Here is a 16,921-nt window from a genome sequence, read left to right as displayed (position 1 = left end):
GTAGGAGCTGCCAAAGGCTGCGATCTTTTGCTTTTAAGGGCGGCGCTGGCGCATCAGGTGTTTAAAACCCTCGAAAACCAGCACCAGCACCGCCAGCCAGATCGGTATGTACGTCAGCCATTCGCCCGGCTTGATGCTCTCGCCCAGCAGCAGCGCTACCGCCAGCAATAGCACCGGCTCGACGTAACTCAACAGACCAAACAGACTGAAAGGCAATAAGCGGCTGGCAATGATGTACACCACCAGTGCCGACGCGCTGATCAGGCCGAGCAACGGGATCAGCCACATCAGTCCCGGGTACTCAGCAAACACCGCCAGGCCTTGCTCGCCACCCCGCACAAACCACCAGGCGACCGGCAGCATCAACGTCATGTCCACCCACAAGCCGCCCAGGTTGTCGGTGTTCAGGTGTTTACGCAGTACGAAATACAGGGGATAGCCGACCACGACCAGCAGCGTCGCCCAAGAGAAACCGCCGACCTGATACAACTCGTTCAACACGCCAAGGCAAGCAAGAAACACCGCGACTTTTTGCAGATACGACAAGCTTTCGCCGTAGGCGATCCGCCCGGTCAGCACCATCGCCAGTGGCAGCAGGAAATAGCCGAGCGACACGTCGAGGCTGTAGTCATTGAGTGGCGCCCACATGAACAGCCACAACTGCACGCCCAGCAGCGCAGACGACATGATCAGGCCCGCGAGCCGCTTTGGTTTCGCCACCATCAGCCGGACCAGTTCCAGCACCCGCCGCCATTCGCCGGAGACCAGCATGAACACGGTCATGCAGGGCACGGTCAACAGCATCCGCCAGCCAAAGATTTCCACGCCGCTCAACGGGGTGAGCAGCGAAGTGTAGTAATACATGACGGCGAACAGCACCGAGGCTGAAACCGATAGAGCGATACCTTTAGACAAACTGTCCTCGCGGGTAGGAGATCAAACGGGGCGCGCAGGATACGTGGTTTCTGTGCTGAATATTGGCCGGATGCTCATTATTTTCAACATGGCGCGCTAGGGCTTGGCTTTAAGAGGATTGCCAAAACGCCCAAGGTACAACTCGCCAAATTTATACGACGCGTAATCGGAAACGTGGCCAATGTCACGATACACCGGCACGCCATCTAGGGTGGTCCTGCACGTGCCGTCCTGGCACTGCACATCTTTCGGGTCGATAACGACAAGGCTCGGATACTCGGCCTGCAATTCGCTGAACAGTTTTGCCATGAAAGGATCCTCAAGACCTGACCATGGCACCGAAGCACAAAAGCGGCTGTGCCCGGCGCTGCCCATCAGTCCGCGCAGCTTCACCTGTTTGAGCAGGCATTCATTAATCCCCGTCGGCATCGGTAAGGTGTTCATCAACAGGATTGGCGTGGCGCCGCTCTTGACGATGATAGCCAATGCTTCGCGAATCGCTGTGCCGAGGCGTTGCTGCGACAGTTCGAGGCTGCGCGGGTCATCCAGTCTGGTAACGATGGAGTCGGTGAGGTACGCCTCCCAGAACTGGCCAATGATCACGTATTGAAATTGGCCGTTCGCGATAAGCTCGTAATAGCGCTGCGCGGCGGCGTGGCATTTTTCATAGAGAGCGTTCCTGGCCTTGTACCAGTTGTAGAGATAAATCCCGGGCAGCGCCAGACAGGCCGGATGTCCCTGCGCCAGTACCGAAAGGCCGGCATCCTTGGCCAGTGTTTCGACAAATCCCCAATAGTGATTTGAATAGGAATCACCCATCAGCAATACCTGCGGTTTTGCCTGCGCTGCGCCCATGATGCAGCCGGGATTGCTACCGTCGCTGGCACCCAGACAGTCTTCACGATTAGCCGGTACAAACGCTTTCAAGGTACTGAACATAGCGACGGAGTCTTCACCAAAACGGTTCGGCCATCCTTCGTGGTTTCTGCCAGCCGAGTGCAACAGCGACAGACCCAACGCGGGCACAATCATCAGCAACAGCATGGTCTTGCCGAAACCGGCCCGCGCCTTGCGATAGCGGTTTTCGATAAGCACAAAAGACAGGTAGCCCATCACGAACGTCAACACGAAGTAGATGACTGTCACTGTCGGCGTCAGGGCGATACCCAGATAAGCCATCACCGCGAGGATCGGCCAATGCCACAGATACAGCGAGTAGGAGAGGGTGCCGATAAAGACCAGCGGCTTGAACGCCAGGATTCGCGACGTGAGGCTGGCATCGCCAATGCCTTGAAACAACAACACAGCCGTCGCGACGCAGACCGCGATAGCGTGGTAGCTGGGGAATCCGGCAAGAATGTCGTCTTGGACGGCACAGTAGCCAATCACCGCGAGCGCCAGTGCGCAAATCAGCGATGCGCTCAAACGGTTCAATCTGAATCGGTCTGAACTGAAAATGACCGCGCAGGAGCCGATCATCAATTCGAAGATGCGTGCCGTGAAGTAATAGTAGTTAAGGTCGGGATGCGCCCGAGACAGGTACAGCGCCAGTGCCACGGCCGTCAGGGTCAGGCCGAGAACCACAGCCTTGAACGCATGTTTGGCCACATAGCGATCAAGCAGCCAGATACCCAGCGGCAGCACCAGATACCACTGCCATTCGATGGCCAGCGACCAGGTGTGCAATAACGGCAGACTGGCGGCGTCAGCGGTCGCGTAGCCCGTTGTCACCTTGGAAAAGTACTGATTGGAAATGAGTAGCGAGGTGTACTTCTCGCTTTTCAGAAAATCAATGAAGTCATCGGGCAAGTACAACAGCGTGGCGACCAGCAGGCTCACCAGCAACAACGCAATGACCGCCGGCTGCAAGCGCCATATGCGACGGGTGTAGAACCCGGTGAAGCTGAACGTGCCATTCTCCAGCGACTTCATGATGATCGACGTGGTCAGGTAGCCCGAAATCACGAAGAAAATGTCGACCCCGATAAATCCGGAAGGAAAAACGGCAAGTCCGCCGTGAAAGATCAGTACGAGCAGAACGGCAATCGCGCGCAATCCGTCGATATCCGCACGGTACTCAATAGAGGATTTGCGATGGCCGACAGCGGCGCTCGCCACGGCTGCCGCGGGCGGATGCTGATCCGTTTCGTCAGCAGGATTTTTCAACAGCAGCCCGCGCGAAACCTTTGCGGATACGTCAGCGGGGCGATTGAACATTTTTTATCCCTGGCCGGTGTCGAGCGATCAATCCATTCATTCCCTGACCGCGCTCGATTCAATGAAAAACAGCCGATTGTATCGGCTGTTTGACACTTAGGGGAAAACCTCATGTTCGGCGCGGTGTACGCCGCCAGCCACGCGCGCTCCCGGTCAGTGCGCGCTCAGCCATTAACCGTTCGTCGTGACTGTCAGATCTGACAGTAGGCAGAAACACGCCTGCTCGGGCCTGATCATGACCGACGGCGAGAGCCAAACCGGCCCAACACCACTCGTCGTCTCAGGAGTGTTTAATGACCTCGCAACCTTTCGACCACGAGCTGTCAGACGAATCCGTGCTTGCGCTCTATCCACCACACCTTCCTGATAGCAACAAGTCGGTGGCCGGCGCGGATTGTGGTATTGCAATAGCGTTTTATGACCTGACGCCAAACGGCGCTACCGTCATCGTGGATGCCTATTTGGGCCAAGCTCCGCTGGACACTATCCAGCTCAATTTGAACGGCATAGACAACATCGCCAGCACCCAGACCCAATCCACAGATGATTCGGTGGTGCTCTATATCCCTAAAAACGCACTGAGGTCGGATCCTGGCTACCTCAATGAACTGACGTACACAGTCATTCGAGGCAGCAATAACGAAGGGACTTCGCAACCATTAACGATCGTGTACAACGCCATTCGGCCCGGCATGGAGGACAAGATCGGGGGCGATGAAGGACATTCCGAACTTGAGCTCGTGTTGCCTCAAGATGTGATTGACGATGGCATCGATGCCGATCGGGCAGCGCAAAAGGTGCAAGTCTACGTCTCCTACCCGTATTGCCGGGCCTATGACAGAATTTTGCTCAACTGTAACGGTCATGATGTTTTGCGAGAGGTTCATCCCGATGAGGCTCCCGCTGCGCCGACCAGCGTGCCAACCCGGCTCGGTCTGCTACTTGATAAAGCCGTCTTCGATGCGGCGGGCGATCATCCGCAGTTTTCCTTTTCCTTCACGGTGACTGACCAGATCGGCAACGGCGCGGATTTGAATTCGCCGTGGTCAGCACCCATTCGGGTGGTTGTTGATCTAAAGGGCACGCGGATGGCGGCACCCGATATCGCCGAAGATCCGGATGACCCCTATGACGCTCCCGACACCATCGACCTGAACAAACTGGGCAGCAAAGACCTGACCGTCCAGGTGCATGTACTGGAGTCGCGGTGGGCAATCAACGATACCGTCCGGGTGACATACCGCGCGACGCCTGGGACCGGAGCCGTGGTGGAACATATTGTCGAAGAGCCTGTCGGCAGACTTCCGTTCGTGCACAAGTTGATGATTCCCAATGCCAAGGTGATTGCTGACAGCGCGGTTGCCGTGACGTACGAGCAAGTGCGTGGTGGAAGTGTTTTTGCAACGTCGAAAGTAGCGCGGGCACGGGTGATCGTGAAACCGGTAATCACTTCATTGAAGAACTCGTTTGGGGTTGAACTTAAGAATGGCGGTACGGTTTCTGATAACAAGGTTGGCTTGTCAGGTTCGGCGTTGGCGGGAGTGGTACTGCAGATTTTTAATGGCACAGTGTTTGTTGAAGAAGTGCGTGCCGGTTCAAACTATAAGTGGCAGAGCAAGTTGATACCGATTTCGGTTGGGCAGCACAGCTTTACCATCAAGGAAAAAACCGGTGATCAAATTGAATCTGATCCTTGGCGAATCGAACGCTTGGTTTTCAGTATCGTCCGCACGCAAATGAAATTGGACGGCTTCTCGGTCAAGGTGCCACAGTGGCCGACAACCGGAGAGGATTCGGTTAGCAATACTGCTATCCGTGTGCCGACGGGTGGGCTGCCGCCGTATGACTATGCGTCATCGGATCCATTGACTGCTTCGGTTTCTTCAGCGGGCAAAGTGACGGGGCTGAAACAGGGAGTGGCGACTATTTATGTCACGGATCAGGAGGGTACGACTCTCAATTATTTGGTGGCTGTCACAAATGTTTATAGGCTACATATCAGCACAGAGAAGTTGTATGCGTATGACGCTATCGCCTGGATGAATGCCTTGGGAGGCCAGCCTGTTTATAACTATGCGTTTATACGAGATGTGCGTCGGGTTTACTTTGCTGTTTTCCCGGAGACGATAAATACGTGTCATGCCAGTGGCCGCTATTATACATATATGAGGCCAGACCTTACTCTCTATGGGATAGAGGGGGCGCAATATCTCAACGCGTGGTGTCTTACCGCCCTATAAGCTGTGCCGGAAGGTCAAAATATCACGGGAAAACAGTTTTTATCGCTCCACGCTTTGCGTGGAACGCGTCAACGGACGCTCGGCTTTGACGAGACGGGGTAAAACCTCTACGAAGGACCACAAAGACTAGACCGGTATTCAATAACAAACGGCCCTGAAAAGGGCCGTTCTCCTGTGCTTCAATAGCTCAACCTCGCAACGTTCGCGTCATCCGCAACGCCAGCAAACTCCCGCCGACAATCACCGCCGCCAGCAGATACAACGCCGCATCGGTCGACCCTGTACTGTCCTTGACCCAACCCACCAGGTACGGGCTGAGGAAACCGGCCATCTGCCCCATCGAGTTGATCAACGCCAGGCCACCGGCCGCAGCGCCGGCGCTCAACATGGCGGTCGGCACTGGCCAGAACATCGGCAGACCCGTCAGCGCGCCCATGGTGGCAATGGTCAAACCTAGAATCGCAATCGCCGGGTTAGCGGCGAAATTCACCGCGATGACCAAACCGATCGCGCCCATCAACATTGGCACCACCAAATGCCAGCGGCGCTCTTTGCGCAAGTCTGCCGAACGCCCGACCACCAGCATGAACACCGCAGCCAGCAGATACGGAATCGCACTCAACCAGCCGATCACCAGGTTATCGCTGAAACCCAGGTTCTTGATGATCGACGGCAGCCAGAAGTTGATCGCGTACACGCCGCTCTGAATGCAGAAATAGATCAGGCCAAACGCCCAGATCGCCGGGTTCTTGAACACCGCGAGCAGCGAGTCGGTCGCGGTTTTCGGTTTGTTGGCGAGGTCTTCGGCATGGTCGGCTTCGAGTACCGAGCGTTCGTGCGCGGTCAGCCATTTGGCATTGGCGAAGCTGTCGCTGAGCAGGAAATAGGCGAGGGCGCCGAGGATTACCGTCGGAATGCCTTGCAGGAGAAACATCCACTGCCAGCCGGCCAGACCGCCTTGCCCGGCGGCGAAGTGATTGAGAATCCAGCCGGAGAACGGGCTGCCGAGCAAGCCCGAGACCGGGATCGCCGACATGAACAGCGCCATGATCCGCCCACGGCGGAAGGTCGGGAACCACTGCGACAGGTACAGCACGACACCGGGGAAGAACCCGGCTTCGGCCGCACCGGTAAACAGGCGCAGGGTGTAGAACTCGGTGGGCGTGGTGACGAACAACAGGCAGGTCGACAGCGTGCCCCAGGTGATCATCATCAGCGCAATCCAGCGCCGTGGACCAAACTTCGTCAGGGCCAGGTTACTCGGCACGCCGCACAGCACGTAGCCAATGAAGAAAATACCAGCCCCGAGGCCGTACACGGTTTCGCTGAATTTCAGCGCGTCGAGCATCTGCAGTTTGGCAAATCCGACGTTGACCCGGTCGAGGTAGTTGAACAGGTAGCAGATGAAGATGAAGGGGATCAAACGCAGGGTGATGCGTTTGTAGACGGCGTTTTTACCGTCGTCGATGGTCTGGGTAGCAGCGGCGCTCTGCGACATGGCGGCTCTCTCTTTATTATGATTTTTTGCGATGCAAAGGGTAACGTTGATCGCCCTGAGAGTCTCGGCCACCTCTGGCCGGATTGTCTTTGTGCCAGCGCACAGCGATTGCCGCCAAGCCCTGTGCCGGTGAACAACCGCGTGCCGTATTTTTCAAGGATCTGCCCACCATGTTCGAACTCGATCACGACCTCGCTCAGGACATCGTCGACCGGGCGATGGCCATTTTGCCGTACAACGTCAACGTCATGGACAGCCAAGGCTTGATCCTCGGCAGCGGCGAACCGGAGCGCATCAACACCCGCCACGAAGGCGCGCAACTGGTGCTGGCGAACGGGCGGGTGGTGGAGATCGACGCGCAGACGGCGGTGCACCTTAAAGGTGTGCAGCCGGGCATCAACCTGCCGTTGTTGCTCGACCAGCGCTTGATCGGGGTGCTTGGCATCACCGGCGAACCGGAGCAATTGCGCACGTATGCCGAACTCGTACGCATGACCGCCGAAATGCTCGTTGGCCAGCGCAATCAGCAGGCCGAGCAGCAATGGCGGCGGCAGCGTTGCGATGATCTTTTGGCGTTGCTGTTGAGTGAGGCGGGCGATTCGCCGCGTCTGGTCGATGAGGCACAACAGCTCGGGCTCAAGCCACAATTGACGCGGGTGCCGTATCTGTTTGAGCTGGGCCTGGAACACGGGCCGGGGCAAACCGTCGAGGCGCTGAGTGCCTGGCTGATGTCGCGTTACCCGGACAGCTGGTGCGTGAGTTCGGCCAAGTCATCGCTGCTGTGGTGTCGGCCGGCGAGTCAGCACGTCGAGCATGACCGTCTGCTGGAAAAACTCGACGGCCTCGGCTGGAAGATTCTGCGCATTGCCGTCGGCGGGCAGGCTGATGGCCTGGCCGGGTTGCGCCGCTGTTATCGACGGGTCGGCGACTTGCTGGCTTATGGTCGTGATGTGCTGCCGCACTCGCGTTTGTTGACGCTGAACCGTTATCGGTTGCCGGTCATGTTGTGGCGCCATCGTAACGATGATGCACTGGACGAATTGCTCAAACCACTGCGCAAGGTGATCGCCAAGGACAGCAACGGGCAACTGCTGGCGACCTTGCGTAGCTGGTGCGAGCACGACGGGCAGAGTCAGGCCTGTGCCGAGGCGCTGGGCATCCATCGCAACAGCCTGCGCTATCGCATGGAACGGATTGCTGAGCTGAGTGGTGTCGATCCTTTGAAGCTGGACGGGATGTTGGCGCTGTATCTGGGGGTGCAGTTGTTGCCGCAGACAGATCCGGATTAATTGGGCGTCTTCAAAGACGCCATCGCGAGCAGGCTCACTCCTACATGTGGAATGCGTACCCCCTGTAGGAGTGAGCCTGCTCGCGATAGGGCCGGAACATCCACCGCAAGGCTTTTGTGAAAATGAACAACAATCATCTCCCGCGGTTGTGCATTCGACAGGCGTCAACGCCCATGCCGACTGGCAGCATGAAGGCCAATGCAACCGGAGAATTCGCATGAAGATCGTCATCGCCCCCGATTCGTTCAAGGACAGCCTGAGTGCCCAAGGCGTTGCCGAGGCCATTGCCCTGGGTTTGGCGCAGGTCTGGCCACACGCCACGCTGGTCAAATGCCCGATGGCCGACGGCGGCGAAGGCACGGTCGAGTCGATTCTGGCTGCGTGCGAAGGCCAATTGCGCCGCACCCGCGTGCGTGGCCCGTTGGGGGCGCCGGTCAACGCCGGCTGGGGCTGGTTGCCGGACAATCACACCGCAATCATCGAAATGGCCGAAGCCAGCGGGTTGCAGTTGGTGCCGCCGGGCCAGCGTGATGCGTGTATCAGCAGTACATTTGGCACCGGTGAGTTGATCCGCGCGGCGCTGGACGCTGGCGCGCAGCGGGTGATCCTCGCCATTGGCGGCAGCGCCACCAACGATGGTGGTGCCGGGGCGATGCAAGCGTTGGGCGCGAAGCTGCTGGATGCGCAGAATCAGTCGTTGGTGCCCGGTGGCCTGGCCCTGGCGCAACTGGCGCGGCTGGACTTGAGTGAGCTTGACCCGCGCTTGTCCAGCGTGCGCTTCGACATCGCCGCCGACGTGAATAATCCACTGTGCGGCCCACACGGCGCCTCGGCGATTTTCGGTCCGCAAAAAGGCGCTTCGCTCGCGCAGGTTCAGCAACTCGATCAGGCACTGGGACATTTTGCCGAACTGTGCGCTCAGGCGCTGGGCAAAGATGTGCGCGATGAGCCGGGCAGCGGCGCGGCGGGTGGTTTGGGTTTTGCCGCCAAGGCGTTTCTCGGCGCGCAGTTTCAGGCCGGTGTCGAGGTGGTGGCGGAACTGGTTGGACTCGCTGAGGCGGTCAAAGGCGCGGATCTGGTGATTACCGGCGAAGGCCGCTTCGATGCGCAGACCTTGCGCGGCAAGACGCCGTTCGGTGTCGCGCGTGTCGCCAAACAATACGCCGTGCCGGTGATTGTCATCGCCGGCACCTTGGGTGAGGGCTATCAGGAGCTCTACCAACACGGCATCGACGCGGCGTTCGCCGTGACCAGCGGACCAATGACGCTGCAACAAGCCTGCGCCGAAGCCCCGCGTCTGCTGCGTGAACGCGCCACCGACATCGCCCGGGTCTGGCAACTCGCCGCTAAGCGCTGATCCGCGAGCCTTCTACGAAAATATTTGCGACGAACCCGAAACCTTCCTCAAGCCTGGCCGATACAACGATCAGGCGCACACAAAATTCGCATAACAGTGACGCCGGACTGCCGCCCGCCCAGGGGCCAGTGATCATGGCATGGACGCTCGTAGTTTCTTTCTTTCGAGAGTCCGACCATGTCCCTGCGTAATCTGAATATCGCGCCCCGTGCGTTCCTCGGTTTTGCCTTTATCGCCTTGCTGGTGATTGTCCTCGGCGTGTTCGCCGTCAGTCGCATGACGGTCATTCGTCAGGCGTCGATCGACATGGACACCAACCAGTTGCCAAGCGTGACCCACCTCAGCGTGGTCACGGAAAACGTCCTGCGCATGCGCATTCTCTCGTTCCGAGTGCTGGTCAATCGCGAACCGGCCAGCCTGCAAGAGGCGCAGACCCGCATCGCTGTGCTGGTCGACAAGGTGCGCAAAGCGCAGGCCAGCTACGCTGCGTTGCCGGCAGGCCCTGAAGAACGCGCGGTCTTCCAGACATTTTCGACCACTCTCGACAACTACCTGCAAGCGCAGAACCAGATGCTTGAGCTGTCGCGCCAGGGCGATCTCGAAGCGCTGCGTGCGTTGATCAACACGCGCATCAAGGAAGGCACCGACCAGATGGGCGAGCAGCTCAACAAGCTGATCGGCATGAACACGGCCGGGGCCAGAGCGGCGGCGACACACGCCGGTGAAAACTATGACAGCGCCATCACCGGGATCATCATCGTTGCCGTGATAGCGGCGCTGGCCACGGTGTTGCTCGCCTGGTTACTGACCCGCAGCATCGTTACACCGCTTAACCGCGCCGTGCAGGCCGCGCAAACCATTGCCGGTGGCGACCTGAGCAAAGCCATCGAGATCGACGGCAAGGACGAACCGGCGCGTCTGCTGGAAGCCTTGGCCGCGATGCAAACCAATTTGCGTAAAACCATCGAACAGATTGCCGGTTCCGCTACACAACTGGGCGCCGCCGCCGAAGAGCTCAGCGCTGTCACCGAAGAAGCCTCGCGCGGCCTGCAGCAACAGAACAATGAAATCGAACAAGCCGCCACCGCCGTCAACGAGATGACCGCTGCCGTCGAGGAAGTCGCACGCAATGCCGTGTCCACTTCCGAAGCGTCGAACCAGTCGACTCAAGCCGCCCGCGAAGGCCGCGACCAAGTGGTAAAAACCGTCGACGCGATCCAGACCATGACCCACGACGTGCAAAACACCGCGCAAATGATCGAAGGCCTCGCCGCGCAAGGTCGTGACATCGGCAAGGTACTGGACGTGATTCGCGCCATCGCCGAACAGACCAACCTGCTGGCGCTCAACGCCGCCATCGAAGCTGCCCGCGCGGGTGATGCCGGGCGTGGTTTCGCCGTGGTCGCCGACGAAGTGCGGGCCCTGGCCCATCGCACCGCGCAATCGACCCAGGAAATCGAGAAAATGGTCGCTGGCATTCAGAACGGCACCGGCGAAGCGGTTTCGTCGATGCAGCAAAGCAACCAGCGCACCCAGTCCACTCTGGAAATGGCCCGCGCTGCCGGTGTGGCGCTGGAGCAGATCACCCAATCGATTCACTTGATCAACGAGCGCAATCTGGTCATCGCCAGTGCTTCGGAAGAGCAGGCGCAAGTCTCCCGCGAAGTCGATCGCAACCTGGTCAACATCCGCGACCTCGCCACGCAATCCGCCGCCGGCGCCAACCAGACCAGCGCCGCGACCCACGAGCTGTCGCGACTGGCGGTGGATTTGAACGCCATGGTGGCGCGTTTCGTGATTTGAGATACGGTGAAGGCTGGAAACCGCGCAATCAGGAGAAGTACATGCGCTATTCAGCCTTGACCCAACGAATCGCCGGGGAGGGTGCCGCGGCCTGGCAGATTCACGACCGAGCGCTGGAACTGCGCGCCGAAGGTGTCGACGTTTTGTTGCTCAGCGTGGGCGATCCGGATTTCGACACGCCGTTGCCGATTGTGCATGGCGCCATCGACAGCTTGTTGGCCGGCGATACGCATTATGCCGACATTCGTGGCCGGCTCGAGCTGCGCAGGCTGATTGCCGAGCGCCATTGCCAGCGCAGCGGTCAGCGCGTTGATCCTGACCAGGTGATTGTCCTGCCCGGGGCGCAATGCGCGGTGTATTCGGTGGCGCAGTGTCTGCTCGATCCGGGCGACGAAGTGATCGTTGCCGAACCGATGTACGTCACTTACGAGGGCGTGTTTGGCGCTTGCGGGGCCACGGTGATTGCGGTGCCGGTGCGGCCGGAAAACGCTTTTCGCGTCGACCCTGTAGATGTTGCTGCGCGAATCACATCAAAGACCCGCGCCATACTGCTCAACAGTCCGAACAACCCCAGTGGCGCAAGTCTGTCACTGCCGATCTGGCAGGCGCTGGCGGCACTGTGCATTCGTCACGATTTATGGCTGATCAGCGACGAGGTCTACAGCGAGCTTTTATATGAAGGCCAACACATCAGCCCGGCGAGCCTGCCGGGCATGGCCGAACGCACGGCGACGATCAACAGCCTGTCGAAATCCCATGCGATGACCGGTTGGCGCATCGGCTGGATGATCGGGCCGAAACCGTTGGCTGAGCATTTGGTGAACCTTTCGCTGAGCATGCTGTTCGGTCTGCCCGATTTTGTGCAAAAGGCTGCGCAGGTTGCCTTGGAGAGTGACTTGCCCGAGGTGGCGCAGATGCGTGAGGAGTACCGCTTGCGCCGGGATCTCGTCTGCGAGCGTTTGCGCGATTGCCCGGGGCTGCGGCCGATTCGTCCGGATGGCGGCATGTTCGTCATGGTCGATGTGCGTCAGACCGGCCTCGGCGCGCAGGCGTTTGCCGAGCAGTTGCTGGAGGGCTATGGCGTGTCGGTGCTCGCCGGCGAGGCATTCGGGCCGAGCGCGGCGGGGCACATTCGGATCGGGCTGGTGGTGGATCGGGTGCAACTGGCCGATGCCTGCGCGAGGATTGCGTTGTGCGCGGTGCAGCTGTTGCAAGCGCGTAGTGCCTGATGGTTTTGTGTTGCCTGCATTGGCCTCTTCGCGAGCAGGCTCGCTCCCACAGGTGACCGCATTCCAATGTGGGAGCAGGCTTGTTCCCACAGGTGACCGCATTCCAATGTGGGAGCGGGCTTGCTCCCACAGTTGAAATGCATTCCCCTGTGGGAGCGAGCCTGCTCGCGAAGGCGGTTTAGCAGACGCCGAAAGTCTCAGCCCTGCCAAGCGGTGGGATTCACCAGATTCGCCGGCCGCTGCCCACCCAACGCCGCCAACAGATTCTCCACCGCACACCGCGCCATCGCCTCACGCGTCTCATGCGTTGCCGAACCCATGTGCGGCGTCGCCACTACATTACTCAACTGCAACAACGGCGAGTCATGGTTCAACGGCTCGCGCTCAAACACATCCAGCCCCGCCGCGCGAATGCGCTTATTGCGCAACGCCTCGATCATCGCCGTCTCATCGACTACCTTGCCCCGGGAGATGTTGATGAAAATGCTCTCTGGGCGCATCAGTGCAAACTGCTCGGCGCCGATCAGTCGTTCAGTCTGCGCCGTCAATGGCAAGGTCAGGCAAATGAAATCGGCCTGCTTGAGCAAATCCTCAAGGCTGCGATATTGCGCGTCGAAACGCTCCTCGACCGCCGGTTTGCGCGACTGGCTGTGGTAGATCACCGGCATGCCGAAGCCGAAATGCCCGCGCTGAGCCAGGGCCTCGCCGATACGGCCCATGCCGATGATGCCCAGCGTCTTGCCGTGTACGTCGGTGCCAAAGTGCGCCGGGCCGATGTTGCGACTCCATTGCCCGCCACGCACCATATTGGCCAGTTCGACCACACGCCGGGCAGCGGCGAGGATCAGCGCGAAACCGGTGTCGGCGGTGGTTTCGGTGAGCACATCAGGAGTATTGGTGAGCAGGACGTTGCGTCGGCTCAGGTAATCGATGTCGTAGTTGTCGACACCTACCGAGACGCTGGCAATCGCCTCCAGTTGCGGCGCCAGATCCAGCAGCGCCGCATCGAGTTTCAGGCTGGCGCCGAGCAAACCGTGGGCGCGGGGCAGGGCATCGCGCAGTTGCATGAGGCCGTCGGCGTCGAGGCTTTCGATCAGCGTCACGTCAAACTGCTCTTGCAGCCGCGCCATCAGCGCTGGTGAGAGTTTCTTGTACAGCACGATGTGTTTTTTCATGGCAAATCCCTTCAGGAGTGCACCGGCACGCGCGGCGTGGCGACGGCGTTGGCGACGACGCGATCACTGGCGCCGGGCTTTAGGAAAATGGTCAGCACCACCGACAGCAGTAACGCGCCGCTCATCAACAGATACGACGCGCCAGGCGAACCGGTGGAGCTGTTCAGGTAGCCGACCAGATACGAACCGCCGAAAGAGCCGAGCGCGCCCATGCTGTTGATCAGCGCCATCGCGCCGCCGGCGACGTTGGCCGGCAGGATTTCCGGGACGATGGCAAAGAACGGCCCGTACGGCGCGTACATGCAGGCGCCGGCGATCACCAGTAGCGTGTATGACCACCAGAAATGCTCGGCACCGAGCGCGTAAGAACCGTAAAACGCGATCGAGGCAATCAACAGCGGCGGCCAGACGAAGCGTTTACGCTTCTGCAATTTGTCCGAACCCCACGACACCGCGAGCATGCCGATCACCGCCGCCAGATACGGCAGCGCCGACAGCCAGCCGGCCTCGATCATGTCCATTTGCGCGCCGGCTTTAAGGATCGACGGCAGCCACAGGACGAAACCGTAAACGCCGATGCTCCAGCAGAAAAACTGCAGGGCCAGAATGATCACCTTCGGCGAACGGAACGCCTCGGCGTAATTCTTCACCGCTTTGATCCCGACCTGCTCAGCGGCAAGGGCGCTTTCCAGGTCTTGTTTTTCCCGCTCATTGAGCCACTTGGCCTGGGCTGGACGATCATCGGCCAGACGCCACCAGATAAACGCCCAGAACACCGCCGGCAAGCCTTCGATGATGAACATCCAGCGCCAGCTGAAATGCTGCACCAGATACCCCGAAACCACGGACATCCACAGCATGGTCACCGGGTTGCCGAGGATCAGAAAAGTGTTGGCCCGCGAGCGTTCGGCGCGGGTAAACCAATGACACAGGTAGACCAGCATGGCCGGCATCACCGCCGCTTCGACCACGCCGAGCATGAAGCGGATGACGATCAGCCAATAGGCGTTGGACACCACGCCGGTCAACGTGGCGAGACCGCCCCAGAGAATCAGGCTGACGAAAATCAGCTTCTTCACGCTGTGCTTTTGCGCGTAGATCGCCCCTGGTACCTGGAAGAAAAAGTAACCGAGAAAGAACAGCGCCCCGAGCAGCGAGGACAGGCCCGGAGTGATCATCAAGTCTTCAGCCATGCCCGACGCGGCGGCAAAACCGTAATTGGCACGATCCAGATACGCCAGGCTGTAGGTGATGAACACAATGGGCATGATGTACCACCAGCGGCGGGTGGCAAGGGTTGCGGTTTTCATGGTGTGACTCCTGAGCTTGTTGTTTTTGTCGCAGCAGGTTCAATGATTTACGGTGGCTATGCGGGCCTCTTCGCGAGCAGGCTCACTCCCGCAGGGGAGTGCATTTCAAATGTAGGAGCGAGCCTGCTCGCGAAGGCGGCCTCAAAATCAACGGATAACTCCAGACGGGTCGGCAACCCCTCCATATCCCCACGACTCTGCACCGCGCGACTGCCAATCCAGTTCGCTCGCTGCACCGCCTCGGCAAAGCTCTGGTGTTCCAGCAGGGCGCTGATCATCCCCACCGCGAAGCCGTCACCGGCGCCCACCGTATCGACGACGTTGGTCACCGGCACACCCGCGACAAAGCCCTGATCCAGATGCGTGCGGTAATAGGCGCCCTCCGGCCCGAGCTTGATCGCCACCGCCTCGGCACCCTGGTCCAGATAAAACGCGGCAATGTCCGCCGGGTCGTCGAAACCGGTGAGCAAACGGCCTTCACTCAATCCCGGCAGCACCCAATGGGCGAGCGCGGCGAGACGGTTGATCTCGCGGATCATCTCGCCCTCGCTGGCCCACAGGCTCGGGCGCAGATTGGGGTCGAATGACACGCTGCGCCCGGCATTACGCATGCGGGTCATCAACTCAAAGGACATTTCCCGTGCCGACGCCGACAGCGCGGGCGGAATCCCCGTGGCATGCAGATGGGGGGCACTGAGCAGCGATGGCGTAATCGATTGCGGCGACAGATGACTGGCTGCCGAACCGCGACGGAAATACTCAACCTGCGGGTCGCTGCCATCGTCGTTGCGCGATTTGAACTGGAAACCGGTCGGATGCTGTTTATCGACCTCGACGTGACTGCAATCGAGTCCTTCGTTGACCAACGTCTCGACCACAAAGCGTCCGAGCGAATCGTTGCCGACCCGGCTCAGCCACGCCACGTTGAAACCCAGGCGCGACAGCCCGATCGCGACATTGCTGTCGGCCCCGGCGATGCGCTTGTGAAAATGCTCGACCGCGGCCAGATCGCCGGTCTGCTCGGCGACCAGCATCGCCATGGTTTCACCGAACGAGAGAATATCGATCTCAGACATGGGCAGGCTCCAGGCACGATTGACCGAGGCGGGCGAGGGCGGCGACGTGTTCGCGGGTCAGTTGCACCAGGTCATCGCCCTGCAGTGGATATTCGGCGGCGCGCATAACGCCTTGGTCCATGTGCCTTAGCAGTTGTTCCCACAGATGCAGGTCGCTGATGGCCGGCGGTACGGCGACCAGTTTGCCGTCGGCGCGACGGGCCACGGCTTTGCAATGCACATAACCCACGTGACGGCCGAGCGCGCGGGCGGCGCTGGCGGCGGACTGATCCTGCCAGTGCCAGTTGCCAATATCAAAGGTCATTTTGATCGGCAGATTGTGCTGCTCGACGGCGTCGAAGAAACGCTGAAACGGCTCGATGCGCCCGCCCTGCAGGGTCTGGTCGTTCTCCACCAGCAACTGCACAGGGCTGTGTTTGAGCCGCTCGGCCAGTGCGTGCAAATCAGAGTTGTCAGTGAAATAACCGAGCGACACCTTCAGCCATTTCGAGCCGAACGCCTGGGCTTGTTGCAGCGCCGTGATCAATTCGGGATTCGGCTGCGCCTGACCGGCGAGCCACAGCTCGGTGGGCGAGGAATAGATGCTTTGCAAACCCTGCGCCTGGGTGGCCGCAGCCAATTGCGCCGGGTCTTCACGGGTCAGCAGCTCTTCGCGCCACTCGATGCGATTGGCGCCGGCCGCGGCCAGGATATCGATGAAAGAATCTTGCCCACGCTGGCGCACAAGCTCGGCGCCGTAGCTGGACAGACTGATGGAAACGGCGGGTTTATTCATTGTTATTGACCTCTGAAACCGGTTTCATTTTTGTTCA

12 protein-coding genes are annotated in these 16,921 nt (G+C 59.7%); 5 read left to right on the top strand and 7 right to left on the bottom strand.

What is annotated here, in order from left to right:
• Nucleotides 1-33 precede the first annotated feature (33 nt).
• Complete coding sequence (rarD, locus tag HU743_RS04865) at nucleotides 34-915, bottom strand: EamA family transporter RarD (RefSeq protein WP_186647281.1); 882 nt, start codon at nucleotides 913-915, stop codon at nucleotides 34-36.
• Between the two features lie 96 nt (nucleotides 916-1,011).
• A complete protein-coding gene (locus tag HU743_RS04860) occupies nucleotides 1,012-3,132 on the bottom strand; it encodes an acyltransferase family protein (protein ID WP_186647279.1) in 2,121 nt (706 codons plus the stop codon).
• A gap of 293 nt (nucleotides 3,133-3,425) precedes the next feature.
• Between HU743_RS04860 and HU743_RS04855 the strand changes: the two genes are divergently transcribed.
• On the top strand, nucleotides 3,426-5,372 hold the full coding sequence (locus HU743_RS04855; RefSeq protein ID WP_186647277.1) for an Ig-like domain-containing protein: 1,947 nt from the start codon (nucleotides 3,426-3,428) through the stop codon (nucleotides 5,370-5,372).
• 187 nt (nucleotides 5,373-5,559) lie between these two features.
• Here HU743_RS04855 and HU743_RS04850 read toward each other — a convergent pair whose 3' ends face one another.
• Nucleotides 5,560-6,870, bottom strand: a complete 1,311-nt coding sequence (locus tag HU743_RS04850; protein ID WP_186647275.1) for an MFS transporter — start codon at nucleotides 6,868-6,870, stop codon at nucleotides 5,560-5,562.
• A 170-nt stretch (nucleotides 6,871-7,040) separates the two neighbouring features.
• Between HU743_RS04850 and HU743_RS04845 the strand changes: the two genes are divergently transcribed.
• From HU743_RS04845 to HU743_RS04830, 4 genes are all read left to right on the top strand, one after another.
• On the top strand, nucleotides 7,041-8,159 hold the full coding sequence (locus tag HU743_RS04845; RefSeq protein ID WP_186647273.1) for a sugar diacid recognition domain-containing protein: 1,119 nt from the start codon (nucleotides 7,041-7,043) through the stop codon (nucleotides 8,157-8,159).
• A gap of 217 nt (nucleotides 8,160-8,376) precedes the next feature.
• Nucleotides 8,377-9,516: a glycerate kinase gene (locus tag HU743_RS04840; protein WP_186647272.1), complete on the top strand. Its 1,140-nt coding sequence runs from the start codon at nucleotides 8,377-8,379 to the stop codon at nucleotides 9,514-9,516.
• 177 nt (nucleotides 9,517-9,693) lie between these two features.
• Entirely contained in the window at nucleotides 9,694-11,319 is a 1,626-nt protein-coding gene (locus HU743_RS04835) for a methyl-accepting chemotaxis protein (RefSeq protein WP_186647270.1), read from the top strand.
• A gap of 41 nt (nucleotides 11,320-11,360) precedes the next feature.
• On the top strand, nucleotides 11,361-12,548 hold the full coding sequence (locus HU743_RS04830; protein ID WP_186647268.1) for an aminotransferase class I/II-fold pyridoxal phosphate-dependent enzyme: 1,188 nt from the start codon (nucleotides 11,361-11,363) through the stop codon (nucleotides 12,546-12,548).
• A 197-nt stretch (nucleotides 12,549-12,745) separates the two neighbouring features.
• On the opposite strand, the gene HU743_RS04825 is transcribed toward HU743_RS04830, so the two are convergent.
• Genes HU743_RS04825 through HU743_RS04810 form a run of 4 tightly spaced genes read right to left on the bottom strand, consistent with a single transcriptional unit; the run spans nucleotide 12,746 to nucleotide 16,884 of the window.
• Nucleotides 12,746-13,723, bottom strand: coding sequence for a D-glycerate dehydrogenase (locus HU743_RS04825; RefSeq protein ID WP_186647266.1), 978 nt, complete (start codon nucleotides 13,721-13,723; stop codon nucleotides 12,746-12,748).
• Nucleotides 13,724-13,734: 11 nt separating this feature from the next.
• A complete protein-coding gene (locus tag HU743_RS04820; RefSeq protein WP_186647264.1) occupies nucleotides 13,735-15,033 on the bottom strand; it encodes an MFS transporter in 1,299 nt (432 codons plus the stop codon).
• Between the two features lie 56 nt (nucleotides 15,034-15,089).
• Nucleotides 15,090-16,109, bottom strand: a complete 1,020-nt coding sequence (locus tag HU743_RS04815) for a sugar kinase (RefSeq protein ID WP_186647262.1) — start codon at nucleotides 16,107-16,109, stop codon at nucleotides 15,090-15,092.
• Complete coding sequence (locus tag HU743_RS04810) at nucleotides 16,102-16,884, bottom strand: TIM barrel protein (RefSeq protein WP_186647260.1); 783 nt, start codon at nucleotides 16,882-16,884, stop codon at nucleotides 16,102-16,104. Before HU743_RS04810 ends, HU743_RS04815 begins: the two co-directional genes overlap by 8 nt.
• Nucleotides 16,885-16,921 lie beyond the last annotated feature (37 nt).

Origin of the sequence: Pseudomonas sp. SWRI99, from assembly GCF_014270125.1 — a bacterium.
GTDB lineage: Bacteria > Pseudomonadota > Gammaproteobacteria > Pseudomonadales > Pseudomonadaceae > Aquipseudomonas > Aquipseudomonas hamedanensis.
The sequence above is the reverse complement of the archived record's forward strand: the minus strand, read 5'-3'. Positions and strand labels throughout refer to the sequence as shown.

Bases quoted from the DNA above. Each gene is read 5' to 3' on its own strand.
- HU743_RS04850 (WP_186647275.1), bottom strand. From the start codon at position 6,870: ATGTCGCAGAGCGCCGCTGCTACCCAGACCATCGACGACGGTAAAAAC.
- HU743_RS04840 (WP_186647272.1), top strand. From the start codon at position 8,377: ATGAAGATCGTCATCGCCCCCGATTCGTTCAAGGACAGCCTGAGTGCC.
- HU743_RS04825 (WP_186647266.1), bottom strand. From the start codon at position 13,723: ATGAAAAAACACATCGTGCTGTACAAGAAACTCTCACCAGCGCTGATG.
- HU743_RS04855 (WP_186647277.1), top strand. From the start codon at position 3,426: ATGACCTCGCAACCTTTCGACCACGAGCTGTCAGACGAATCCGTGCTT.
- HU743_RS04845 (WP_186647273.1), top strand. From the start codon at position 7,041: ATGTTCGAACTCGATCACGACCTCGCTCAGGACATCGTCGACCGGGCG.
- HU743_RS04830 (WP_186647268.1), top strand. From the start codon at position 11,361: ATGCGCTATTCAGCCTTGACCCAACGAATCGCCGGGGAGGGTGCCGCG.
- HU743_RS04815 (WP_186647262.1), bottom strand. From the start codon at position 16,109: ATGTCTGAGATCGATATTCTCTCGTTCGGTGAAACCATGGCGATGCTG.
- HU743_RS04835 (WP_186647270.1), top strand. From the start codon at position 9,694: ATGTCCCTGCGTAATCTGAATATCGCGCCCCGTGCGTTCCTCGGTTTT.
- HU743_RS04820 (WP_186647264.1), bottom strand. From the start codon at position 15,033: ATGAAAACCGCAACCCTTGCCACCCGCCGCTGGTGGTACATCATGCCC.
- HU743_RS04860 (WP_186647279.1), bottom strand. From the start codon at position 3,132: ATGTTCAATCGCCCCGCTGACGTATCCGCAAAGGTTTCGCGCGGGCTG.
- HU743_RS04810 (WP_186647260.1), bottom strand. From the start codon at position 16,884: ATGAATAAACCCGCCGTTTCCATCAGTCTGTCCAGCTACGGCGCCGAG.